Here is a 23,674-nt window from a genome sequence, read left to right as displayed (position 1 = left end):
AAGAGTAGTACAGATAGCAGCAGTTAGAGTTGTTTTACCGTGGTCAACGTGGCCGATAGTACCAACGTTAACGTGCGGTTTTACGCGTTCAAATTTTTCTTTAGACACAATCGTGTTCCTTCCTAGTTAAGATACGCCCCCTACTAGGTTAGGGGACGCGTCCGAAGTTTGTATTTTATGCGTCAACGACGGCTGACGCAATAATCAAATTAAGAGCGTTCTGCAATAATTCGGTCAGCAACATTCTTTGGCACTTCAGCGTAGTCACTGAATTCCATAGAATAAGAAGCTCGACCTTGAGTAGCAGAACGAAGATCCGTTGCGTAACCGAACATCTCTGAAAGCGGTACTTGAGCACGAACGATCTTCAGACCCGCTGGGCCCTCGTCCATGCCTTCGATCATGCCGCGGCGACGGTTAAGGTCACCAACAACATCACCCATCCAATCTTCCGGAGTGGTTACTTCAACTTTCATCATTGGCTCAAGAATTACTGGGTTTGCTTCTAGCGCACCTTTCCTGAATGCCATTGAACCTGCGATCTTAAACGCCATTTCGTTGGAGTCAACATCGTGGTAAGAGCCATCATACAGAGTCGCCTTGACGTCCAATACTGGGTAACCAGCAAGCACACCATTGTTCATCTGTTCTTCAACACCCTTAGATACCGCACCAATGTATTCTTTTGGTACAACACCACCCACAATTTCGTCCACGAACACGAAGCCTTCACCAGGCTCCGACGGCTCGATCTTAAGCCATACATGACCAAACTGACCACGGCCACCAGACTGACGTACGAACTTGCCTTCAACTTCCGTCGTACCACGAATGGTTTCACGGTATGCAACCTGAGGTTTACCCACGTTACATTCAACGCTGAATTCACGTTTCATACGGTCAACGATAATGTCTAGGTGAAGTTCACCCATACCAGAGATTAGTGTCTGGCCAGACTCATCGTCGGTTTCTACGCGGAAAGACGGATCCTCTGCAGCTAGTTTACCTAGTGCGATACCCATTTTTTCCTGGTCAGCTTGAGAGCGTGGCTCTACAGCGATCTGAATTACTGGTTCCGGGAATTCCATGCGTTCAAGGATAACTTTGTTGTCCTGATCGCATAGTGTGTCACCAGTAGTTACGTTTTTAAGACCAATTGCCGCGGCGATATCACCGGCGCGGATTTCCTTGATCTCTTCACGTTTGTTCGCGTGCATCTGTACGATACGACCGAAACGTTCACGCTTCTCTTTAACAGAGTTGTAGACCGAATCACCAGAGTTAACAACACCCGAGTAAACGCGCATGAAAGTCAGGTTACCAACGAACGGGTCAGTTGCGATCTTAAACGCAAGCGCTGAGAAAGGTTCATCATCGCTTGAGTGACGCTCAATCTCGTTACCTTGCTCATCTTCACCACGGATAGCTTTTACTTCCGTTGGAGATGGTAGGAACTCGATAACTGCATCTAGTACTGCCTGAACGCCTTTGTTCTTGAATGCAGAACCACAAGTCGCAAGAACGATTTCGTTGTTTAGTGTACGCTGACGGAGACCTGCCTTGATTTCTTCTTCAGACAGTTCACCTTCTTCAAGGTATTTGTCCATTAGTTCTTCAGATGCCTCGGCAGCTGATTCAACTAAGTTCATGCGCCATTCATCAGCAAGGTCTTGCATCTCTGCTGGAATGTCTTCATAGGTGAAGGTTGTACCTTGATCTGCTTCCGACCAGTTAATGGTCTTCATCTTGATCAGGTCAACTACACCTTTAAATTCTTCTTCAGCACCAATATTAAGCTGGATTGGCACTGGATTCGCACCAAGACGGTTTTTGATCTGGTCGACAACACGAAGGAAGTCTGCACCAGCTCGGTCCATCTTGTTAACGAAAACCATACGCGGTACTTCGTATTTGTCAGCCTGACGCCAAACGGTCTCAGACTGAGGCTCAACACCCGAAGAACCACAGAAAACTACAACTGCACCATCAAGTACACGCAGAGAACGTTCTACTTCGATGGTGAAGTCAACGTGTCCCGGGGTGTCAATGATGTTAACGCGGTGCTCAGGAAACTGAGCTTCCATACCACGCCAGAACGTAGTAGTAGCAGCAGAAGTGATAGTGATACCACGCTCCTGCTCCTGCTCCATCCAGTCCATGGTAGCAGCGCCGTCGTGAACCTCACCGATCTTGTGAGACAGGCCTGTATAAAACAGAATACGCTCGGTAGTTGTTGTTTTACCGGCGTCAACGTGAGCACAAATACCGATATTACGGTAGCGCTCGATAGGCGTTTTACGAGCCACGGCTGTATCCTCTTACTAAGGTTAACCTTAGAGTATGGTTTAGGCGCAGCAAGCCTAGCTTGCTGCGCCCAGTCGGTATTACCAGCGGTAATGTGCGAACGCTTTGTTCGCGTCTGCCATACGGTGAACGTCTTCACGTTTCTTAACAGCAGAACCTTTGTTGTCAGCCGCGTCTAGCATTTCTGCAGCAAGACGCTGAGCCATAGATTTTTCACCACGCTTACGCGCAGCTTCAACCAACCAACGCATAGCTAGTGCATTACGACGTACTGGACGTACTTCTACAGGCACCTGGTAAGTTGAACCACCTACACGGCGAGATTTAACTTCTACCGCTGGGCGAACATTTTCAAGAGCTTTTTCGAATACTGCTAGGTGTTCTTCACCTGACTTCTCAGCCATTGCATCAAGTGCAGTGTAAACAATTTTCTCAGCAGTAGATTTTTTACCGTCAACCATTAGGATGTTAACGAATTTTGCCAGCAGTTCAGATTTGAACTTTGGATCTGGAAGGATCTTACGCTGACCGATTACGCGACGACGTGGCATGGATATTCTCCGTTGTCTTCTTCAGGTTATCCAAAACTTTTCAGTTTCTTCAAAATTAAATAATTTTAGTGTTTGGCCTTACTTAACGGAATCCATTAAGACTTAGGACGCTTCACACCGTACTTAGAACGACCTTTCTTACGGTCATTAACGCCTGCACAGTCAAGTGCACCACGAACAGTGTGGTAACGAACACCCGGAAGGTCTTTAACACGACCACCGCGGATAAGAACAACTGAGTGCTCCTGAAGGTTGTGACCTTCACCGCCGATGTATGAAGTTACTTCGAAACCGTTAGTTAGACGAACACGGCACACTTTACGTAGTGCTGAGTTTGGTTTCTTAGGAGTAGTAGTGTATACACGAGTACATACACCACGTTTTTGTGGACACGCTTCTAGCGCAGGCACGTTGCTTTTAACAACTTGCTTTGCACGTGGCTTGCGTACCAGCTGGTTAATAGTTGCCATTAAATAGCTCCTGAAATATTACTTTCGTAAATGTGAAAAATCCGCCTCCCAACAACAGGAGGACGCGAAATTTTAGGCGTCGCACATTTAGGTGTCAAGATCTATACAGCGTTCAATCAGATGATCATTTCTTAAACAGTGCAAATTTCCTGACTACCACTCAACTTCGACGTGATTTTTATGCCCATTTCATGTGAGTTTCATGCTTCACCGTAAGTGACACAAAGCCTTTATAATCAATGACTTCTGCAAATTTACCAACCTTATCCAGCAGCCCTCTCGCTGCTAGATCGGCTTCAAGTAAATAAATTTTTACACCCGATGTTTTTATTGCCTCAGACCAGATATTTTTTTCGATACCGGCAGAAACAGCATCCTGGATCAACAGAATCTCGTCATTATGGCCTATATAGCGTAGACAACGCTGCAGGGCTTGGGTTTGGAAAGGGGATGTGGAGATAGTATGGAGCATCACGGCCTCAAAAACTTAGGATTCGCTGGCACAAGTCAAGTTTAGCGCTGATATCACTCGGGCTGAGAACTTCGCTATCAATCACTAACTCATTACTATCAATACCGCGCTCAAATAATGACTGCTGGCAAACATAGATATTTTCAATATCGTAGAGCTCAAGCATTTTGAAGGTGGCGATATAATCACGACATAAGACCTGATCCGGCTGTTGGTCTTTCAGCAACTGAAAAACACCGTCACCCACAAAAAAGACATTGAGATCTTCACTGTAAGCCGAGGTAGCCAGAACGGCATCCAGCCCTTCCCGACCACTACTGGTGCCATGCGGTGCACTATGAAATACAAAACCTAGCGATTTCATTATGTTCTCTTGAATCTAGGGGCCTAAAACTGAATAACGCGATCGGCAGTTAGCATCGCCTCGGCAAGGCCACCGAGCCCTGCTTGCTCAAAACATGCCGCTAAGTTATTACCTGGCAGTTGATTTTGCTGGGCTTCTTGCTCGCTAACCACGCCTCGGCGTAATGCTGCCGCCACGCAGGTCTGCAATTCCACCTGATGTGTTTGGGCCAACTCTTGCCAGGCTGCCACGAGGTCGAATTCGTCCGAGGCCGGAGCGGTTAACGCAGATCCGTTATGGACACCGTCCTGATAAAAGAAAACCCGCGACAGTCGATGGCCTTCTTCAATCAGCGCCTGGGCAAACTGAAATGCCGAGCGGGCAGCCTGAGTGCCATATGCTGGCCCGTCAACGACCAGCACATAATTCAGGATCATTTTTCGCCATCCTCTGTTTTGCGTTGGCGAATGTAGAGGTACACCGTGTGCTTGGAGATATTCAGACGTTCTGCCACCCGGTTGATCGCATCTTTGATATCGAAAATACCTTTGTCGTACAGCTCCATCACGATCTGACGGTTCTTGGCATTATTCGACACGTTCTTATCGGCATTGATTTCTTCAATCGTACGCTCAACGGTTTGATCCACCAGCTCATCGACATCACTGGCAAAGTTCACGCTCGATGCAGCCTGCTTGGCCTCATCCGTCGGCATGAAAGACTGCAGGATCTGCGAGAACGGCGCATCGAGGTTAATATTGATACACAGCAGGCCAATAATGCGGTCTTCTCCGTTGCGAATCGCGATGGTGATCGACTTCATCAAATCACCACCCTTGGCGCGGGTAAAGTAAGCACGGGAAAAGTTGCGTTCCGAGCCTTCAATATCACGCAGCATACGCAGTGCCAGATCGGTAATTGGCGATCCCACCTTACGGCCGGTATTTTCCCCATTGGCAATTTTGATTGCTGACGTATTCAGATCAGCCAGCGAGTGCAGTACGATCTCACAAAAAGGACCAATCAACGCTGCCAGCCCATCAACTACCGCCTCATAGGAACGTAAGATGATGTAGTCATGCTCACTGAATGCACGCGGCTCGATTAAGTCACTTTCTACCATGACTTCTGAACCAAAGTTATCTGTAGATACCACTGTCATATCTTCCTTGCTCAAACCATTTCATTTAGTTTCACCGTCAGCCAAGATCGTGAAAATAAATAGAACGGATAAAAATTCAAATCTTGCTTGCAAGTTTATCAGAATATTGACAGTTGCCTGAACTTTTATCTGATTTCTCAACTAGCAATATAAATTAAAAAACCCGGCAATTGCCGGGTTTTATCTACACAACAGTCACTTCTGAGTTCAGAAGTCTTTACAGCCAACGGCTTACTGCGTGGCTTCTTCAACAGGTTGTTCTGCTTTCACGATATCAAGCAACTCAACTTCAAATACCAGTGTTGAGTTAGCCGGAATGCTTGGGTTTGCCTGAGAACCGTATGCCAGCTCAGGCGGAATAACGAACTTGAACTTCGAGCCCACAGGCATTAGCTGAACACCTTCAGTCCAGCCAGGAATAACCTGGTTTAGCGGGAAGGTGGCTGGCTGGTTACGCTTGTAAGAGCTGTCGAACTCAGTCCCGTCAGTCAGCATACCTTTGTAATGCACTTTAACCGTATCAGTGGCTGCTGGCTTGTCACCCTCGCCCTGAGTTTCTACCTGGTAAAGCAGGCCGGAATCCGTCTTTACTACGCCATCTTGCTTCGCAAACTCAGCACGGAAATCTTCGCCGGCTTTGATGTTTTTCTCAGCTTCGGCTTTCGCTTTTTCCGCTACGATCTCAGATACGCGCTTGTCCAAATCCTGAAGCGCCTGCTGAGTTTCTTCTGGAGTTAGACGACTCTTGTCGGCAAACACATCGCTGACACCGGCAAGCACTTGCTCGCGGTCCAGGTTTAGCCCCAGCTCTTTTTGCTGATCTAGGTTAGCCGACAGGTATTGCGCCAATGATGCACCAATCGCGTAAGCGGCTTTTTCATCTTCAGACGCAAATGCTGCAGGGGCTGCTGCATCAGATGCCACCTGCTCTACTTTTGCAGGTTCTACAGGTTTTGTTTCAGCCGCTTTTTCATCTTGGCAGCCTACAGCCAGTAGGATTGTTGCAGCCAAAACTGACATCTTTAGAACAGGTTTCATGTATTTCTCCATCAATCGCTGAGGGAATGCCTCATTTTTATATTCGGCTTTTCGGTACCACTTTGAAAAGCTCGCTATATCAATATACTAATACCAATCGGATTAAGTAACAGCCTAACAATACTCTTTATTCAGTTACTTAATACGATTATTTACACTTTATCTCTTAGCAAAACAAACCGGAACCGAAGCTTAATGCACAAAAAAATACAGTTGTTTAGCATTATTTTGGCACTGATTACTCTAACTGGCTGCTTTTTTTCTGGTTCAGAGGCAAATCGCTGGAATGTCGCTCCCGAAGGGACGACCAGTTTTAGCCTCAGCCGAGACGGTCGTTTTGCCATATACCACTCAGCCCAACAAGGTATCGTGCTATGGGATTTACGGCAAAACAAAAAGTTAGCTGATTTTGGTTCTCAAGATCCACATCACAATACCGTCCTGACCAGTAAAATTTCAGACAACAACCGTTACGCCATCACTGCGACTGCGCAAAATTTTGCGATCTGGGATCTCGCATGGGGCCAGTCCGACGGGCTGTGGTCCATTTCTGACGGCATTATCCGTGATGTCGATATTGCCAATAACGGCCAGAAAGTCTTACTCGGATTATCTAACGGCAAGGCTCTGTACATCGACTTGGGCACCGGACGGCGACTAGAGTTCCTTGCCCATCAAGAAAAAGTTAATTCCGTCGCCCTATCGGCCAACGGCAACTTTGCTCTGTCCGGTGGCAACGACTACTCGGCCTACTTTTGGGATACCCGCAGCGGACAAATCATCTATCAATTTGAGCATACCTCTCGGATCAGCAGGGTGGCCCTGCAACGTGACGGCAAACTGGCCCTAACTGCCGATGGCGGAAATGACGCCTATATCTGGGATCTCAGCAGCGGCGAGAAACAGGCCGAGCTGGCTGTTCGACTGCGCCAGCAGAACCTGTCCAGCGCCCGCTTTTCAGACAACGGGCAGCAGCTAGCGACCGGCACGCCGTCTCGGCGAGTCGAATTATGGGATACCGCAACCGGTAGCAACCTTGGTCGTTGGGAAGCCGCCCCGAAACAAGATACTCGACCACCGGCGGCAGTGGTGTATGATGTCGCCATAACTCCTGACGGGCAGGTCGTATCCGGTACATCCGCCGGCATTGCCCAGGCTTGGACCACTGATTAAAACCGGACAAATTTGCCCATGACTGAAATTGAAAAATTACAGGCTCAGATTGACGAGCTTGAGATGAAGCAGGCTTTCCAGGAGCAGACCATCGATGATTTGAACCAGGCACTGACTGCCCAGCAGTTTTTGATCGAGAAAATGCAGGTACAGCTGAAGTTTATGGTCGGCAAGGTCAAGGGAATGCAGACATCGAATTTAGCCGACGAGTCGGAAGAAACACCGCCACCGCATTATTGATTATTGATGGTTCAATAAAAAAACGGGAAGCCTAGGCTTCCCGTTTGTATTTGTTCTTAAGAAGAGTGCTTCTTAGTGAGAACAGCCGCAGCCGCCTTTCTCTTCGCCACCGCAGCAACCACCTTCTTCAGCGTGATCGTGACCGTGGTCATCACCACAGCTACCGCCGCCACAGCAGCCGCCGCCCTGGTGGATATGGCCGTGAGCCACTTCTTCTTCAGTTGCCGCACGTACAGCAACAACTTCAGCGGTAAATGTTAGCGTCTGGCCAGCCAGCATGTGGTTGCCATCAACAACAACGTGGTCGCCGTCAACTTCAGTCACTTCTACAGGGATTGGGCCCTGGTCAGTGTCCGCTAGGAAACGCATACCCACAGTAATTTCATCAACACCCTGGAAAACGTCAGCCGGAACACGCTGAACCATTTCTGCCATGTGCTCGCCGTATGCTTCTTCAGGAGCAACAGTCACTTCAAATTTCTCGCCAGCTTCACGACCATCTAGCGCTTTTTCCAGGCCTACAATTAGGTTGTTGTGACCGTGAAGGTAATCCAGTGGTGCTTCAGCCGTTGACTGATCAACAACTACGCCGTCTTCAGTTTTCACTTGATAAGCTAGGCTTACTACGATGTCTTTAGCGACTTTCATGTTTACTCCGATATTTAGATAGTACCGTTTCACTATGACTTTAGGGGTACCCAAAACCACAGTGAAACGGTACTCGATATAAATCTACACTGCATCATAACGGATAAAGGCACCTGGATGCCAATATCTGCTCATTATTCGGGTTTAAAGACCCCAATCACTTGCTGCTTGGTTTGCTGAGATAGCTGTTCACTTTTCTCTACAGATTGCGGTACACGGCGATCGGTATGATGGCATGCCACACACTCAACCCGTTCAACCTCATTTTCCTGCCACCAGCGCAACGTATCCTGTTTTTTACACTCAGGGCACACGGCACCGGCAATAAATCTTTTTTTAACCATACAACCCAGTCCCTTACGACTGCTTTATAGTGAGGCGAGCTCACTACAAACAAGGATTAATCCCAACCATTATGCCGTTCACGCTCACCGCGCATTTCACGGTCAAAAATTTCTTCCAGCTCTTTACGGGCTTCCTTAGAGCGTGAAGCCAAATGAACATCCTCCGAATGCTGCGGCAGCAAATCCTGCAATGCCGTGGTATCCAGTTTCCGAAAATGAGCTTCAGCCCGCTTGGCTTTGTACGGATGCATACCCAAAGATATGAGGGCCTGACGGCCTAAATCAAGGGCGCTGGCAAAAGTTTCCCGCGAGAAGTGTTCAACTCCATGGCTAAGTAATTGATGGGCCTCAACCCGGCTTCTTGCACGCGCCAGAACCTTGAGGTTGGGAAAGTACTGCTGGCACAGGGCGACCACTTCCATCACCTCATCGGGCTCATCGGTACAGATAATAATGGCTTCGGCTTTGTCGGCTCCCGCGGCCCGCAGCAAATCAAGTTGCGTGGCATCGCCGTAATACACCTTGTAGCCAAACTTACGCAGAAACTGGATCTGGCTCGGATCACGCTCCAGCACAGTTACCCGTATCTTATTGGCAAACAACAGTCGACCGACAACCTGACCAAATCGGCCAAAGCCGGTAATAATCACTCGGGGCTCACGATCCACTACATCGCTCTCGAGCTCTTCTTCCTCGGCCTTGAAGGTACGGACAAACCATTTATCCTGCAGCAGCAAAATCAACGGCGTGGTCATCATCGACAAACTGACTACTACCAGCAAAAACGCTGACAACTGAGCCCCCAACAGCCCCTCCCCCAACGCAGCGGTAAACAGCACAAAGGCGAATTCCCCGCCCTGACTGAGGATCGCCGCCATCTGGCTACGGGACTTGGCCCGGATACCAAACATTCTTGCCAAGCCGTACAACAGCAGTCCTTTAACGCAGATCAGAACGATAACCGCCAACAAAATTTGCAACGGGTATTCCAGTAACAGCCCAAGGTTGACAGCCATCCCGACCGAGATAAAAAACAACCCGAGCAACAACCCCTTAAACGGCTCGATGGCAATTTCCAGCTCATGGCGATACTCACTTTCGGCCAGCAGCACCCCGGCCAAGAAAGTGCCCAGCGCCATCGACAGTCCCAGTGACTGCATGCCAAGGGCAATACCTATCACCAGCAGCAAGGCAGCAACATTAAACAGCTCCCGGACACCGCTCAATACCACCCAGCGAAACAATGGCCGCAACAGGAAATGCCCGCCAACCAGTAGCGCAACGATTCCCCCAATCATCCAGGCAAAATCGAGCCAACTTCCTCCGCCTCCGCCAGCCAGAACAGGCAATACTGCCAGCATCGGGATCACCGCGATATCCTGAAACAGCAATACCGCGAAACCCGACTGCCCGGTTTCACTGCCATCTAGGCTCTGCTCTTCAATCACCCGCAGCGCGATAGCCGTAGAAGACAACGCCAGCCCCATCCCGACCACTACCGCATCACGCCAGCTAAGATCGGGCAAGAACACTCGGCCGGCAGCCATCATGAGCGCAGTAATAACAGCGCTGGTCAGGACGACCTGGCTGCCCCCCAGCCCAAGTATCGGCCTGCGCATCTGCCACAGTTTCTTTGGGTTCAGCTCAAGGCCGATCAAAAACAGCAGCAGCACGACACCAAACTCGGAAAAATGCAAAATAGCATCGACATCGGAGATCAGCCGCAGCCCCCACGGGCCAATCGCGATCCCGGCCAAAAGATACCCCAGCACAGAGCCAAGCCCCAAACGCTGGGCAATCGGCACTGCGACAACCGCGGCCGCAAGAAAGACCACACTGACTGATAGTACATCACTGGCCATATGCCGCCTCCTTGCCGTCTGGGAACGGGGTTAAAAGCCACTGCCGATAATGCTGAACATGCTGCTCAAGCTCCGGTTGCGGAATCCGCCTTGCCCAGTGCAAGACCAGCGGTTCCATCCACTCCATCTGGCATAGGTCCGCCGACAGTTCGAAGGGCTTCAGAATGTCCGCGATACTACAGCGGTTATAGCCGTCCGGGGTATAGGCCTCTGCCGCTCCGCCAGTGGTGATCACCGAACGCCAGTACTTCCCTTTGGTCTCAAGCCCATCACCATGGGCGAATCCCTTGCTGAGAACAACATCAATCCATTCTTTCAGCAAAGCGGGGCAGGAATACATATAAAGCGGATGCTGGAAGACAATGATGTCATGCTGCCGGATCAGGTTACGTTCTTGGTTGATATCGATAAAAAAATCGGGATAAGCGGCATAGAGGTCATGCACCGTGACATGCTCGAGATCATTTATCCCCTCGAGCATCTCGCGGTTGGCCACGGACTCCTGCGGATCTGGGTGGGCATAAATCACCAATATTCTTGGCTGTCCTTGTGTCGTCATATCTTCCCTTTACTACTTCCTCAGGCCATCCCTCAGGAGCAACAATTACTTTTACACCTATACACATCATACATAATTGTTACTAAAGCGGATCGCCTGAATCCAAATTCATAATCACATCTTGCTGATTCTCACGGCATCACCACCTTCTGGGTTAGCAGTCAATGGCTGTTTGGTATAGACTGCCGCTCATTTCGTGCACTTTTATTTTCGGAGCGGGGCTACCCCGACACTGTCGATGATCACCTTTTCGGACATTCAATTATTACGTGGCGGTAAAGCCCTTCTCGAAAACGCCACGGCCACTATCCATCCCGGCGACAAGGTCGGCCTTGTCGGCAAGAACGGCTGTGGTAAATCTACTCTATTTGCTTTACTAAAAGGTGAATTAAGCGTAGATGCAGGAAACTGTCAGTTCCCCGCCAACTGGGAACTGGCCTGGGTTGCCCAGGAGACACCGGCCCTGGAGCGCAGTGCCATTGAGTATGTCATTGACGGTGATCGCGAATATCGCCAGTTAGAGCATGAGCTTACCGCAGCCGAAGAAGCCAACAACGGTACCAAGGTTGCTGAACTCCACGGCAAACTAGATACCATCGGAGGCTATAGCATCAATGCCCGTGCCGCCGAACTGCTTGACGGCCTTGGCTTTTCCCAGGAGCAGATGCAATGGAACCTGACCCAGTTCTCAGGGGGCTGGCGGATGCGTTTGAACCTTGCCCAGGCTCTGCTGTGCCGTTCCGATCTGTTACTGCTCGATGAACCGACCAACCACCTGGATCTCGATGCAGTCATGTGGCTGGAAAAGTGGCTGCAGAGCTATCGCGGCACCCTGGTACTGATCTCCCATGACCGTGACTTCCTTGATCCGGTTGTCGGCCGCATTATCCATATCGAAAACCAGACTCTGAACAGCTACACCGGCAACTATTCATCGTTTGAAAACCAACGCGCGGAAAAGCTGGTCCTGCAGCAGGCCATGTACCAGAAGCAGCAAAAGCAAATGTCGCACATGCAGTCGTATATCGACCGCTTCCGCTACAAAGCCAGCAAAGCCCGTCAGGCACAAAGCCGTATCAAGGCCCTGGAGCGGATGGAAAAAGTGCTGCCAGCCCAGTTCGATAACCCGTTCAGCTTCGAGTTCCGTGAACCGTCAGCCCTGCCTAACCCGATCATGATGATGGATGAAGTGGCAGCCGGTTACGGTGACAACCTGATCCTGGAGAAAATCCGTCTCAACCTGGTACCGGGCAGCCGTATCGGCCTGCTTGGGCGTAATGGCGCGGGTAAGTCGACCCTAATCAAACTTTTGTCTGGCGAACTACCGGCACAGGCGGGTGATCTGACCTATTCGCAAGGCGTCAAAATTGGCTACTTTGCCCAGCACCAATTAGAGACCCTGCGTCTTGATGATACCCCGGTTCAGCACCTGGCCCGCATTGCTCCGCAGGCAACCGAGCAGCAGCTGCGAGATTACCTCGGCAGCTTTGGCTTTGTCGGCGACAAGGCGCTGGATAAGGTCGGTCCGTTCTCGGGCGGTGAAAAAGCCCGCTTGGTACTGGCGCTAATTGTATGGCAGCGCCCGAACCTATTGCTACTCGATGAACCAACCAACCACCTGGACTTGGATATGCGCCAGGCACTGACTCTGGCACTGCAGTCCTACGAAGGGGCTATGGTTATCGTCAGTCACGACCGCTACCTGCTTCGTGCGACCACCGATGACCTGTACCTGGTTCATAACCGCCAGGTAATGCCGTTTGATGGTGATTTGAATGACTACCACAAGTGGCTCACCGAGCAGCAGCGTAATGAGCGCCGTGAACAGCAGGCAGCCAAACCTGAAACAACCAAAGACAACAGTGCGGCATCACGCAAAGAACAAAAACGCCTGGAAGCCGAGTTCCGCAAGCAAACCGCACCGCTGCGCAAGAAGATCACCCAGCTTGATAAGCAAATGGAAAAGCTGAGTGCAGAGGTAGCAGATGCCGAGCAGCAGCTCTCAGATCCGACGATCTATGACGCCGACAACAAAGTCCGCCTCAACGAGCAACTTAAACGCCAGGGAGATGCAAAATCATCGCTGGAAGAGGTAGAAATGGAATGGATGGAATTGCAGGAAGAGCTTGAAGCGATGGAAGCCCAGTTCAGTGCCAACATCTAAACCTTCAGGTAGTTCGGTGAGTCTGAACCCACAAGACTTTTGGCAGTTCAGCCTGGCGCATTATGCCCAGGCTGGCGTCCAACCTGCTTGCATGACCCTACAGAATACCTACCAGGGCAATGTTAACCTTGCCCTACTGCTACATTGGCTTGATACGCAGCATATCGCATTGACGCTCCCTGAGCTCGATACACTCATTGCCGGGCTCTACGCCAGCGATGTCCGATTGCAGCAATTTAGAACGATGCGAAAACAGCTAAAAACGCAGTTGGATCAAACGGGCTACCAGCAACTTCTGGCATTCGAGCTCACATTGGAACAAGACCAACAGCACAATCTCGTCGCCCAGTGCAATCAGTTTGAAGACCTCACCCCCAAGCACGCTGCGAGATCCGACAACCTTGCCAGCTACTGCAAGCAACTCAAGGCATCCGTGCTACTGCATCAGTTACAGGCTCGACCTTAATCCTTCATCTTTGCTTACTACTTTCTATTGCCCTGTTTAGACACTGCCTTTACCAAATCATCACCACACAACCTGCAGTCAGCGCTCCCATTACAGTGTTAAATACCCTGCGCGCTTTGGTACTGTGGAGCCAACGGCCAATCAAGGTGCCAAAGCTTGCCCAGATCGAGACACTCGGGAAGCAAATCAGGAAAAAGATCCCAGCCACTAGCATCGCCGACTGCCAATAAAGCTCACCCGCGACCGTAAAAGTACTAATAGCCGTCACGGACATCATCCACGCTTTCGGATTGACATACTGAAACATTGCCGCCGCCCAAAACGTCATCGGCTGACTGTCTTGCTGAGCAGCCCGGATCGCAGATCTTGCCGAGGCGATCTTCCAGGCCAGATAAAGCAGGTAAGCACTCCCGGCCCAGCGCAGCAGATCATGCAGGAAAGGAAGCTGGCTGAATATCACTCCCAGTCCCGCGGCAACCAGTACAATCATCGACACCAGGCCAAAACCGATACCCATCATATGGGGCATTGTCCGCCAGTAGCCAAAGTTGGCCCCCGATGCCGTTACCATAATGTTATTCGGCCCCGGTGTCCCGGTCATCGTGGCTGCAAAAGCTGCCAGCGACATAATAAATTGCCATTCCCACATTGTTCTCAAATACCTCCCTGCAGAATTGTATCGATACAATCAGCAATTAAGATTGCTCTACATTGCTAAACCGTACAAAATGAACCCTAACAGCAGGATTTATTGAGATCAAAAGGTTTATTGTCACCATGACAATCATAAATATTGTACTCGACACCCCAAGCGGAGAGCACAAAAGTGCCCCCTTGTACCGCCAGATCGCCGACGCCATTGAGCAGCATATCGCATCGGGAACACTGTCCGCCGGGCAGAAGTTACCAACCCACCGTGCTCTCGCCGATCAGCTCAAGGTCACTGTCGGCACCATCACCAGAGCCTATGCCGAAGTAGAACAGCGAGAACTCGTTGAGGCCCGGGTCGGTGCCGGGACTTTTGTCTGCCAGCAAAATGCACCAAGCTGGGTGTACAATTATTCGCCCCAGGAGGAAGAAGCCTGCAACCTCGGTCACAATATCCCGCCCCACCTTGACCGCTCAGCTATGCTAAAACAGGCAATGGGCAACCTCTCCCACCAACCTGATCAGCTAAACCAGATGATGCTGTACCACGATCCGCAGGGGTTGGAGGAGCACCGCCAAATCGTTGCTAGCTGGCTACAGAAAAAAGGCCTTGAGATTGATCCGCAGCGCATGCACTTCACCTCTGGCGGCCAGCATGCCGCCCACCTCCTGTTGTCTGCATTTTGCCGCCAAGGCGACACGCTGCTCGTTGAGCAAGTCACCTATCCGGGCTTCCTCAGCCTGGCCAGGCAGCAGCAGATCAATGTGAAGCCGGTGGAGGTTGACCACGAGGGGATCATTCCAGCAAGTCTCGATGCAGCCTGTCGCCAGTTCCAGCCGCGTATGCTTTATTGCACCCCGACCCTGCAGAACCCAACCACGGCAACCATGGGAGAGCAGCGCCGCCGTGAAGTCATCGAGGTATGCCGTCAGCATCAGGTCTTGTTAATTGAAGATGATGTGAACGGCCTGCTGCCCGAACAGCGGCCGACTCCTATGCTCAACCTCGCCCCTGAGCAGGTGATCCATATTGGCGGGCTGTCGAAGTGCCTGGCTCCGGGCCTGCGGCTTGGCTACATTCAGGTCCCCCAAAAGCTTCAGCAGCGACTCAATACCGCACTGCACAACCACAGCCTGATGATCAGTCCGCTGCTGACTGGCCTGGCCTGCGAAATGCTCCGCAATGGCGATGCTGATCGGGTACTTCAGCAAATCCACCGCGATATCAATGCGCGTCAACAGCTGGTTACCCAGCACCTCGGAAAATTCGCCATTCAGCATACCCCAGACAGTTTTCATGTCTGGCTGACGCTACCGGAATACTGGCGACTCAGCGATTTCGTCTCGGCTGCGGAGCAACAAGGCGTGATCATCAAATCAGCCGAGATGTTTTCCCCGCCTGGCGCTACGATCCCGCCAGCCGTCCGCTTAGCCATCAGCGCCCCTTTCAGCCATCACAAACTGGAGCAGGGCTTGCTAATATTGGCTGAGCTGCTAGAAAAAGATCCGATGAACGATTTCCCCCTGTAGCCGAAGGAATGTCTGCCCATGAAACCTTTTGAACCCGCAAGCGGACTGCGCAACGCCCACCTGCAGACCCTGCTGCCGCGCTTCATTCGCCGCAAGCCCCTGTTTGCCCCAATAGAACAGCGGATTGAAACACCGGATGGCGATTTCCTGGACTTAGCGTGGACAGCCCCCGCCAAGGATTATCCATCCGACCAGCCAATCATGATCCTGTTCCATGGCTTGGAAGGCAGCTTCCGCAGCCCTTATGCCAACGGGCTGCTACATGCCGCCAAACAGCAAAGCTGGCTCGGGGTGATGATGCACTTTCGCGGCTGTAGTGGCGAGATCAACCGCAGGGCTCGTGGCTACCACTCCGGTGAAACCACCGATGCGACGTTTTTTATTCGCAGGTTACGGCAACAGTTTCCCAACAACCCGCTCTGGGCAGTCGGCGTCTCGCTGGGCGGCAATATGCTGGTTAACTACCTGGCGGAAAATTCTGAGCAATCAGAGCTTGAAGCAGCGCAGGTAATTTCCCCACCATTGAACCTGGCCTCCTGCTCCGATCGAATTCAACAAGGCTTTTCCCGGATCTACCAGCAGTACCTGTTAGGCTCAATGAAAAAAAATCTTAGCCTCAAGATTGCTGCTCTGCCGGAAGAAATGCCGCTGGCGGCACAGCAGGTTCAACAAATCCGCTCGCTGTGGCAATTTGACGAACAGGTAACTGCTCCCCTACATGGATTCAAGGATGCCTCCGACTATTACCAGCGCTGCAGCGGTATTGGCAAGCTACAGCATGTTAAAACCCGACTGCGGATCATCCATGCCGCCGACGATCCGTTTATGACCTCCGCGGTGATCCCGCCCCAACCACTGCCTGATAATATCGACTACCACCTCACCCCATACGGCGGTCATGTCGGTTTTGTTTCCGGTTCATGGCGCAATCCGCGTTTTTGGCTGGAAGAAACGGTACCGGCCTGGTTTAGGGAAGTGACGGGAAACTAAGAGGCCAGGGTCCTGCAAGGCAGGTTTCAACAACCACACGGCTCTAGCAAGCTCTTTCTCTCCCTAGAGCCTGGTTTGCCTAGGACTCGCTTTTCCCAGGTTCTAGGAACTCTCTCTGACATTTCGGCCAATTGACAATATAATCAACCTATCATCAGTAACCGTAGATCTCCCTCAATGATAATCCCGTGGCAAGACATCGATCCCGATACCCTCACCAACCTAATTGAACATTTTGTTCTGCGCGAAGGCACCGACTACGGCGAAAGCGAGCTGACGATGGCACAAAAGGTGCAGCATGTTCGCCAGCAGCTGGCTGGCGGCGAGGCAGTCATTGTGTTCTCCGAACTACATGAATCTGTCGATATCAAGCTACGCCGAGAACTGGGCGCTTAAGACTCTAGAATCGCCCAATGCGTCATTCCTAGCCCGGATATAGTACATGGCAACGGTATCATTTTTTGTCATCGAACCCGGGTTATGCTTGACCTTTCTTCAACAGCCTGTTAATAACTCTTTCCGTTAATGTTAACGACAGGGTTTGTCATGTCTGCAAAAAATCCAATCATTGCAGTAACAGGGTCTTCAGGCGCCGGAACCTCCACTACCTCTGAAGCTTTCCGAAAAATGTTCAATATGATGGGCATTAATGCCGCCTGGCTGGAGGGGGATAGCTTTCACCGCTTTACCCGCCCGGAAATGGATGTCGAGATTCGCAAAGCCAAGGAACAGGGACGGCACATCAGCTACTTTGGCCCTCAGGCCAATGATTTCCCACTGCTAGAGGCATTTTTCCGCCAGTATGGTGACGACGGCAGTGGCAAGTTCCGCCGTTACCTGCATACCTTCGACGAGGCTGTTCCCTATAACCAAATGCCAGGCACCTTTACCCCTTGGCAAGAGCTGCCGGAGAATACCGATGTGTTATTTTACGAGGGATTGCACGGTGGCGTGGTAGATGGTGAAACGAACGTTGCCCAGCATGTCGACCTGCTGATTGGCATGGTACCAATCGTCAACCTTGAGTGGATCCAGAAGATCGTCAGAGACACCCGAGATCGCGGTCATTCCCGGGAGGCGGTCATGGAGTCAATTGTCCGCTCGATGGACGACTACCTCAACTATATCACCCCGCAATTCTCACGTACCCACATCAACTTCCAGCGCGTACCGACCGTCGATACCTCGAACCCGCTTAGCGCCAAGGCGATTCCCAGTCTGGACGAAAGCTTTGTGGTGATCCGTTTCCGCGGGATCAAGAATGTCGACTTCCCCTACCTGCTGTCGATGATCCAGGGATCCTTTATGTCACGCCACAACACCCTGGTGGTACCCGGCGGTAAAATGAGTTTTGCGATGGAGCTGATCATGCGGCCGCTGATCCAGCAGTTAATTGAAACAGGGAAGATAGGTTAAAGCAGAAGTGTGCCTATAGAGTAACGAGAAACTGGCTTCTCGTTACTCTATGCTGTACAGACGATATGCCCACAAGCTCCTATTAAACCTATGCACAGATAGGCTTATACGTAGAGAAAGCCGTCTCTTACGCCTTGAGCACTTCATAAGAGTGGGTCATTTCCACTCCCTCACCCAGCATCAGGCATACCGAACAATACTTCTGCAGCGAGTCAGCAACGATCTTGGCGACCAGCGCATCATCCAGATCGTGACCGGTAACCACAAAGTGCAGGTTGGCAGAGGTGAAAATTCGAGGAGCCTGCTCGCGACGTACGGAAGAAATCTGCGCTTCACAGGCGGTGATTTTCTGTCCGGCAGACTTTAGCCCATCGACAACATCGACGGAGCTGCACCCTCCCGCCGCCATCAGTACCATCTCCATCGGGCTCGGTGCTTTTTCGCCCCCATTGCCATCCATAACGACACTGTGACCAGAATTTGACTGCCCAAGAAAGGTCATTTCTTCGACCCATTTCACTCGTGATTGCATTGCTTTCTCCTTACTTCAAACAGGGGGATTTGGCACTAACTGACAACTGTGTGATCATGTGCACACTTATGACTACAAAATGGCCATTTCAGATAGATCAATATCAAGAAATACGCGCCGAAAAAAGATAAACTCTGAATTAATTATTCACGTGAGCTTGCAGCCCAGCGGCTGGCTGAATATCTTAGACGGCAAACGATTCTATTGTTAGGCCCAGCCTCAAATTATAGGGATGTCGTTGTTGGGCAACAAACGCAGAGGAAGTTAGTAATATGGTTCCAGGTAAACCTCAAACAGATCCAACTCTAGAGTGGTTTCTTTCCCATTGCCACATTCATAAATACCCTTCAAAAAGTACTTTGATTCATGCGGGTGAAAAAGCAGAAACTCTCTACTACATTGTCAAAGGTTCTGTTGCCGTATTGATCAAGGATGAAGAAGGCAAGGAAATGATCCTGTCTTACCTAAACCAAGGTGACTTCATTGGTGAACTCGGCCTATTTGAAGAAGGCCAGGAGCGTACAGCTTGGGTTCGTGCGAAAACACCTTGTGAAGTGGCTGAAATTTCATTCAAGAAGTTCCGCCAGCTTATTCAGGTTAACCCTGACATCTTGATGCGCCTTTCAGCTCAGATGGCAAGCCGCCTGCAAGTGACTAGCCAGAAGGTAGGTGACCTTGCATTCTTGGATGTTACAGGCCGTATCGCACAGACCCTGCTGAACCTAGCGAAGCAGCCTGACGCGATGACTCACCCAGACGGTATGCAGATTAAAATCACTCGTCAGGAAATCGGTCAGATCGTGGGTTGTTCCCGTGAAACCGTGGGTCGTATCCTGAAGATGCTTGAAGAGCAGAACCTAATTTCAGCGCACGGTAAAACGATTGTTGTTTACGGTACGCGCTAAGCCTCCTGCTCCGAAATGATAAAAAGCCGCATAATGCGGCTTTTTTTGTTTCTGCAGTCATACCTTACAAACATAATTGTCGTCCGGCTCACTATCCAGCCCCTTGCACTCCCCCCAATTAATGCTACATTGTGCATATGAGTCATATATACCACGTGGTCTGAACCTGCACTGAGGAAAGAGATCAGATACGAACGGGATAACATGGAATGTACTGATATGGATATCGAGCGCTTTGCTGCCAATGCCGGGACGGTGATCCCAGCTGTAATCAAAACCCTGCCTGCCACCGTCGAGCTGACCGGATTCAGCGACCGCCGCCATTACCTGGAACAACAAGCCTTATTTGGCCATTCAGGCCGCAGACATCACACCAATGATGAACCTTGGGTATCACCGCTGGATAGCCAGCACTGATACCAGAAGCAAGCTTGCACGGTGATCTCTGATCACCGTAGCAAGTCTATTGGTCAGTACTCTCGAAGATCTTATCGGCCGAGGCCTCAACGAAGCCCTGATAAAGCTCGCCGTCCGCCATCGGGTAGCGTTTGGCAAACTCATAGAACCCGCCGGGGATAACTCTCTCACCATCGCTAAAGTTGACCGGAACCCGGTCAGCCATCGTAGAAGACTGCTCCAGCATCACCTCAGGACTCCCTTTCACTTCACCACCCGACTCATTAATCGAAAAGCCGTTATGGCGCAGCAAATGGTTCACTTCGCTAATCTCGGTAAATTGCTCGAGCTGATTGATGCTGACCGTGAAGTGATTGGCACCAAAACCATGGGCTGCCAGCCATCCTGCATACTCGCTTTCCGCGGAAAGCAATTCATAGGTTGCAAAATCCAAGTTCCATAACCGCCCGCCAGATAGAAATGCCGGATCGTGCATCGCAGCCTCGGGAACCTGGTTCACCAAATCACGAACCGTCTCCTGTAGCAATGACGAAAATTGCCCGACCATCAACTCACTGATGAACACCTTTGGTGCTAGCGGGTTTGGGTGTTCAAAATGCTCGGCATATAGCTTCTTCTGCTCGAAATGGTACCTACCGCACGGTTTATAACCTATAGCGATAAACGGAGCGGCAAGGCGATCAAGACCGACCTGCGGCAAATTGAAAGTTCGCAATGCAATATGATCATTGAGCAGGGGCTCGCCTTCCTCCAGCAGATCATGAACTTGAGCTGCTGACGGGCACAAGCGCTGGATATAGTCCTGCCACAGCGCGTTAAACAGTTGTTCGACCCTTTCCATGATGATCCTGTCCCCTTACTGATTGATAGGTATTACTGTCACTTGTTACAGTTTAATCCCTGGCGATAACTGGGCCGGCAGCTCGGTTTGCTCGCCTTCCATTGACGCCATAGGATAGGCGCAATAATCTGCCGCATAATACGCGCTTGGACGTAGGTTACCGGAAGCGCCAGGGCCTCCGAACGGGGCATCACCGCTGGCACCGGTCAGCTGACGGTTGCGGTTTACAATACCGGCACGAATATGATCAATAAAATACTGCCACTCCTCATCATCAGTAGACACCAGACCTGCCGACAAGCCATAACGGGTATTGTTAGCCAAGGTAACCGCCTGCTCCAGCTCCTGATAGCGAACCACCTGTAGCAACGGACCGAAATACTCTTCATCCGGCAGCTCTGCCACCTTGCTGACCTCGATAATCGCCGGCGTCACAATCGCCCCCTGGCCACGCTTCGCTTCCAGTAGCAATTCACCGCCCAAACTCACCAGATTGGTCTGGGCCCGAATGATGTTATCGGCTGCCGCATCGGAGATCTGCGGCCCCATAAACGGCTGGGGCTCGGCAAACGGTCCATCAATGTTAAGCTGTGTCGTCGCTTCGACTAGCCGTTCCAGCAACGCATCGCCTTCCGCCCCTTCCGGCAGATAAAGACGGCGGGCACATGTGCAACGTTGACCAGCACTGATAAAGGCTGACTGAATAATAGTGTAGACAGTCGCTTCCAGCTCGCCATAGTCTTTTGAGATCACCATCGGGTTATTGCCACCCATCTCGAGCGCCAGCATCTTGCCCGGCTGGCCGGCAAACTGGCGATGGAGAATATGCCCGGTATTAGCACTACCGGTAAACAGCAGGCCATCGATACCCGCCGAGCCAGCCAGTGCCTCGCCAGTCGTCCTCGCGCCCTGTACCAGGTTAATCACGCCATCAGGCAAACCTGCCTGTTGCCACAGCTTCATAGTTTCCTCGGCAATTTTCGGCGTCAGCTCAGACGGTTTGAATACCACGGTGTTGCCTGCCAGCAATGCAGGTACGATATGGCCATTGGGCAAGTGACCCGGGAAGTTATAGGGGCCAAATACCGCCATCACCCCCAACGGGCGATGACGCAACACTGCCTGGCTTCCGGCAACGTCTTTCTGCTTATAGCCGGTACGCTCTTCATAAGCGCGCAACGAAATAGCAATTTTTCCCACCATCGCCCCAGCTTCGGTCCGGGTTTCCCACAACGGCTTGCCGGTCTCTTCGGCAATAGTACGCGCAATATGTTCACTGTTGTCTTTAACTAGGCCGGCAAAACGCTCGACGATGGCCTGACGCTCGCTGAATGCCGTTTTGCGCCAGCTCGCCAGTGCCTGACGCGCACTCACGACGGCTTGCTCTACCTGTTCTGGCGTAGCGCCCTGTCCCTGCCAAATCACCTCACCAGAAAATGGGTTCAGTGACTGCATCTCTTCGCCATTACCTGCCTGCCAGGTTCCTGCAATCCATTGTGTCATGATGTTCTCCCGTCCTGTTATTGCGCGATCAGGCGAACCTGATCCCCGTTTTGCACCTGCAATGCTTCCGCCATTTCTGCGCTCATCAATGCTTCCTCTTTATCGCTATCAAGCCCCACCTTGCCGACAACGGCACGGAAGTTCTCAAACGAGGTATTGCTGATGATGCAGTCTCTGCCATTGCCCGGCTCGCCAATCACAACCGTACAGCGCTGCGAATGGCGGACCGATTCGATATTGCGCACATCACACTCGACCGTCGGGCCAGCATCGAAAATATCAACGTAACCGCGACAGCTGAAACCTTCTTGTTCCAGCAGACGCAGTGCCGGGCGGGTTTTCTCGTGTACCTCACCAATCACAGCCTGCGCTTCAGGGCTCAGCAAGTTAACGTAAATAGGTAGCTTAGGCATCAAATCGGCAATAAAGCCTTTCTTGCCAATCCCGGTCAGGTAATCCGCCAGGGTGAAATCAATCGAGAAGAAGTGATCCTTCAGCCATTCCCAAAACGGTGAGTGGCCTTCCTCATCGGAAACACCGCGCATTTCGGCAATCACAGTGTCATCAAAGCGCTCAGGGTGCTCCGCCAGCATCATGAAGCGACATTTCGACAAGAGACGACCATTGAGGCCTTCACGCCATTCAGGACGCAGGAACAGAGTGCAGAGCTCACTCACACCGGTATAGTCATTACCAAATGTCAGTACCTTCACCACATTGTGGACATTGAGGCGACGGGAAGAGTGAACAACAGTACTCAGGTGGTAGGTATAAAAAGGATTATCCAGTCCGATGGCCGCTTCTATTGCTGTGGTACCCGCTATTTCACCGGTCTCGGTATCTTCTGCCACCATCAGATAGCCTTCCGATCCCGGCTTGGTAACCGCTTTGGCAAAGCTTTCCACCGAATGGGCTATCCTGTTGCTAAGGATCTCCTCATTCACTGGCAGTGAAGTAAAACCATGACCGGATTCTTCAGCGCACTGCATAAGCGCCGGCAAATCGGCTTCAGTAATAGGACGTATAACCAGCATCGAACTCCCTCCTGATGCAGGTAGCGGTATTCACCGCTAACTAATCATTGTAATTTGGTGTG

28 protein-coding genes are annotated in these 23,674 nt (G+C 51.1%); 10 read left to right on the top strand and 18 right to left on the bottom strand.

Going from position 1 to position 23,674, the window contains the following annotated elements; genetic code table 11:
• The 9 genes from MD588_RS12800 to fkpA all read right to left on the bottom strand — a co-directional run.
• The coding region (locus MD588_RS12800; RefSeq protein ID WP_005595135.1) for a GTP-binding protein at window positions 1-108 on the bottom strand (108 nt) is incomplete at its 3' end.
• Window positions 109-209: 101 nt separating this feature from the next.
• Window positions 210-2,306 carry an elongation factor G gene (fusA, locus tag MD588_RS12795; RefSeq protein ID WP_265697689.1) on the bottom strand — a complete coding sequence of 699 codons (2,097 nt, stop codon included), beginning with the start codon at window positions 2,304-2,306 and terminating at the stop codon, window positions 210-212.
• 78 nt (window positions 2,307-2,384) lie between these two features.
• A complete protein-coding gene (rpsG, locus tag MD588_RS12790) occupies window positions 2,385-2,855 on the bottom strand; it encodes a 30S ribosomal protein S7 (RefSeq protein ID WP_047877869.1) in 471 nt (156 codons plus the stop codon).
• Window positions 2,856-2,950: 95 nt separating this feature from the next.
• Window positions 2,951-3,325, bottom strand: coding sequence for a 30S ribosomal protein S12 (rpsL, locus tag MD588_RS12785; protein ID WP_005417208.1), 375 nt, complete (start codon window positions 3,323-3,325; stop codon window positions 2,951-2,953).
• 178 nt (window positions 3,326-3,503) lie between these two features.
• Complete coding sequence (tusB, locus tag MD588_RS12780; RefSeq protein ID WP_265697687.1) at window positions 3,504-3,797, bottom strand: sulfurtransferase complex subunit TusB; 294 nt, start codon at window positions 3,795-3,797, stop codon at window positions 3,504-3,506.
• Between the two features lie 7 nt (window positions 3,798-3,804).
• A complete protein-coding gene (gene tusC, locus MD588_RS12775; protein ID WP_265697685.1) occupies window positions 3,805-4,161 on the bottom strand; it encodes a sulfurtransferase complex subunit TusC in 357 nt (118 codons plus the stop codon).
• 23 nt (window positions 4,162-4,184) lie between these two features.
• Window positions 4,185-4,577 carry a sulfurtransferase complex subunit TusD gene (gene tusD, locus MD588_RS12770; RefSeq protein ID WP_265697684.1) on the bottom strand — a complete coding sequence of 131 codons (393 nt, stop codon included), beginning with the start codon at window positions 4,575-4,577 and terminating at the stop codon, window positions 4,185-4,187.
• Window positions 4,574-5,296, bottom strand: coding sequence for a helix-turn-helix transcriptional regulator (locus MD588_RS12765; protein WP_265697705.1), 723 nt, complete (start codon window positions 5,294-5,296; stop codon window positions 4,574-4,576). Before MD588_RS12765 ends, tusD begins: the two co-directional genes overlap by 4 nt.
• Window positions 5,297-5,533: 237 nt before the next feature.
• Window positions 5,534-6,340, bottom strand: coding sequence for an FKBP-type peptidyl-prolyl cis-trans isomerase (fkpA, locus tag MD588_RS12760; protein ID WP_265697683.1), 807 nt, complete (start codon window positions 6,338-6,340; stop codon window positions 5,534-5,536).
• Between the two features lie 195 nt (window positions 6,341-6,535).
• Between fkpA and MD588_RS12755 the strand changes: the two genes are divergently transcribed.
• Together MD588_RS12755 and MD588_RS12750 are read left to right on the top strand one after the other, a co-directional pair.
• Entirely contained in the window at window positions 6,536-7,513 is a 978-nt protein-coding gene (locus tag MD588_RS12755) for a WD40 repeat domain-containing protein (protein WP_265697682.1), read from the top strand.
• A gap of 18 nt (window positions 7,514-7,531) precedes the next feature.
• On the top strand, window positions 7,532-7,753 hold the full coding sequence (locus MD588_RS12750) for a SlyX family protein (protein WP_265697681.1): 222 nt from the start codon (window positions 7,532-7,534) through the stop codon (window positions 7,751-7,753).
• Window positions 7,754-7,825: 72 nt separating this feature from the next.
• On the opposite strand, the gene slyD is transcribed toward MD588_RS12750, so the two are convergent.
• The 4 genes from slyD to kefG form a co-directional block, all read right to left on the bottom strand.
• Window positions 7,826-8,401: a peptidylprolyl isomerase gene (slyD, locus tag MD588_RS12745; protein ID WP_265697680.1), complete on the bottom strand. Its 576-nt coding sequence runs from the start codon at window positions 8,399-8,401 to the stop codon at window positions 7,826-7,828.
• A 134-nt stretch (window positions 8,402-8,535) separates the two neighbouring features.
• Window positions 8,536-8,745, bottom strand: a complete 210-nt coding sequence (locus MD588_RS12740) for a YheV family putative zinc ribbon protein (protein ID WP_265697679.1) — start codon at window positions 8,743-8,745, stop codon at window positions 8,536-8,538.
• 56 nt (window positions 8,746-8,801) lie between these two features.
• Window positions 8,802-10,607 (bottom strand): glutathione-regulated potassium-efflux system protein KefB, encoded by a 1,806-nt coding sequence (gene kefB / locus MD588_RS12735; protein WP_265697678.1) that lies wholly within the window; start codon window positions 10,605-10,607, stop codon window positions 8,802-8,804.
• Window positions 10,597-11,166: a glutathione-regulated potassium-efflux system ancillary protein KefG gene (gene kefG / locus MD588_RS12730; RefSeq protein ID WP_265697677.1), complete on the bottom strand. Its 570-nt coding sequence runs from the start codon at window positions 11,164-11,166 to the stop codon at window positions 10,597-10,599. Before kefG ends, kefB begins: the two co-directional genes overlap by 11 nt.
• A gap of 238 nt (window positions 11,167-11,404) precedes the next feature.
• Between kefG and MD588_RS12725 the strand changes: the two genes are divergently transcribed.
• Both MD588_RS12725 and MD588_RS12720 read left to right on the top strand, forming a co-directional pair.
• Window positions 11,405-13,330 (top strand): ABC transporter ATP-binding protein, encoded by a 1,926-nt coding sequence (locus tag MD588_RS12725; protein WP_265697676.1) that lies wholly within the window; start codon window positions 11,405-11,407, stop codon window positions 13,328-13,330.
• Between the two features lie 16 nt (window positions 13,331-13,346).
• Window positions 13,347-13,796 (top strand): TIGR02444 family protein, encoded by a 450-nt coding sequence (locus MD588_RS12720; RefSeq protein WP_265697674.1) that lies wholly within the window; start codon window positions 13,347-13,349, stop codon window positions 13,794-13,796.
• Between the two features lie 49 nt (window positions 13,797-13,845).
• On the opposite strand, the gene MD588_RS12715 is transcribed toward MD588_RS12720, so the two are convergent.
• Entirely contained in the window at window positions 13,846-14,445 is a 600-nt protein-coding gene (locus MD588_RS12715; protein ID WP_265697673.1) for a LysE family translocator, read from the bottom strand.
• Window positions 14,446-14,573: 128 nt separating this feature from the next.
• Between MD588_RS12715 and MD588_RS12710 the strand changes: the two genes are divergently transcribed.
• The 4 genes from MD588_RS12710 (at window position 14,574) to MD588_RS12695 (ending at window position 18,380) form a co-directional block, all read left to right on the top strand.
• On the top strand, window positions 14,574-15,974 hold the full coding sequence (locus MD588_RS12710) for an aminotransferase-like domain-containing protein (RefSeq protein ID WP_265697672.1): 1,401 nt from the start codon (window positions 14,574-14,576) through the stop codon (window positions 15,972-15,974).
• 18 nt (window positions 15,975-15,992) lie between these two features.
• Window positions 15,993-16,964, top strand: a complete 972-nt coding sequence (locus tag MD588_RS12705; protein ID WP_265697670.1) for a hydrolase — start codon at window positions 15,993-15,995, stop codon at window positions 16,962-16,964.
• A 177-nt stretch (window positions 16,965-17,141) separates the two neighbouring features.
• Window positions 17,142-17,360: a YheU family protein gene (locus MD588_RS12700; protein ID WP_265697669.1), complete on the top strand. Its 219-nt coding sequence runs from the start codon at window positions 17,142-17,144 to the stop codon at window positions 17,358-17,360.
• A gap of 150 nt (window positions 17,361-17,510) precedes the next feature.
• On the top strand, window positions 17,511-18,380 hold the full coding sequence (locus tag MD588_RS12695) for a phosphoribulokinase (RefSeq protein WP_265697668.1): 870 nt from the start codon (window positions 17,511-17,513) through the stop codon (window positions 18,378-18,380).
• 127 nt (window positions 18,381-18,507) lie between these two features.
• Here MD588_RS12695 and MD588_RS12690 read toward each other — a convergent pair whose 3' ends face one another.
• On the bottom strand, window positions 18,508-18,912 hold the full coding sequence (locus tag MD588_RS12690; protein WP_265697667.1) for an OsmC family protein: 405 nt from the start codon (window positions 18,910-18,912) through the stop codon (window positions 18,508-18,510).
• A 272-nt stretch (window positions 18,913-19,184) separates the two neighbouring features.
• Between MD588_RS12690 and crp the strand changes: the two genes are divergently transcribed.
• Together crp and MD588_RS12680 are read left to right on the top strand one after the other, a co-directional pair.
• Window positions 19,185-19,817, top strand: a complete 633-nt coding sequence (gene crp / locus MD588_RS12685) for a cAMP-activated global transcriptional regulator CRP (protein ID WP_036801200.1) — start codon at window positions 19,185-19,187, stop codon at window positions 19,815-19,817.
• Between the two features lie 204 nt (window positions 19,818-20,021).
• On the top strand, window positions 20,022-20,234 hold the full coding sequence (locus MD588_RS12680; protein WP_265697666.1) for a hypothetical protein: 213 nt from the start codon (window positions 20,022-20,024) through the stop codon (window positions 20,232-20,234).
• Window positions 20,235-20,280: 46 nt separating this feature from the next.
• Here MD588_RS12680 and MD588_RS12675 read toward each other — a convergent pair whose 3' ends face one another.
• Genes MD588_RS12675 through astA form a run of 3 tightly spaced genes read right to left on the bottom strand, consistent with a single transcriptional unit; the run spans window position 20,281 to window position 23,612 of the window.
• Window positions 20,281-21,075 carry a DUF1338 domain-containing protein gene (locus MD588_RS12675; protein WP_265697665.1) on the bottom strand — a complete coding sequence of 265 codons (795 nt, stop codon included), beginning with the start codon at window positions 21,073-21,075 and terminating at the stop codon, window positions 20,281-20,283.
• Window positions 21,076-21,120: 45 nt separating this feature from the next.
• A complete protein-coding gene (gene astD / locus MD588_RS12670; RefSeq protein ID WP_265697663.1) occupies window positions 21,121-22,578 on the bottom strand; it encodes a succinylglutamate-semialdehyde dehydrogenase in 1,458 nt (485 codons plus the stop codon).
• Window positions 22,579-22,595: 17 nt separating this feature from the next.
• Entirely contained in the window at window positions 22,596-23,612 is a 1,017-nt protein-coding gene (gene astA / locus MD588_RS12665; protein ID WP_265697662.1) for an arginine N-succinyltransferase, read from the bottom strand.
• Window positions 23,613-23,674 lie beyond the last annotated feature (62 nt).

The organism is Photobacterium obscurum, assembly GCF_026191635.1.
In the GTDB taxonomy this organism is placed as follows: Bacteria; Pseudomonadota; Gammaproteobacteria; order Enterobacterales; family Vibrionaceae; genus Photobacterium; species Photobacterium obscurum.
The sequence above is the reverse complement of the archived record's forward strand: the minus strand, read 5'-3'. Positions and strand labels throughout refer to the sequence as shown.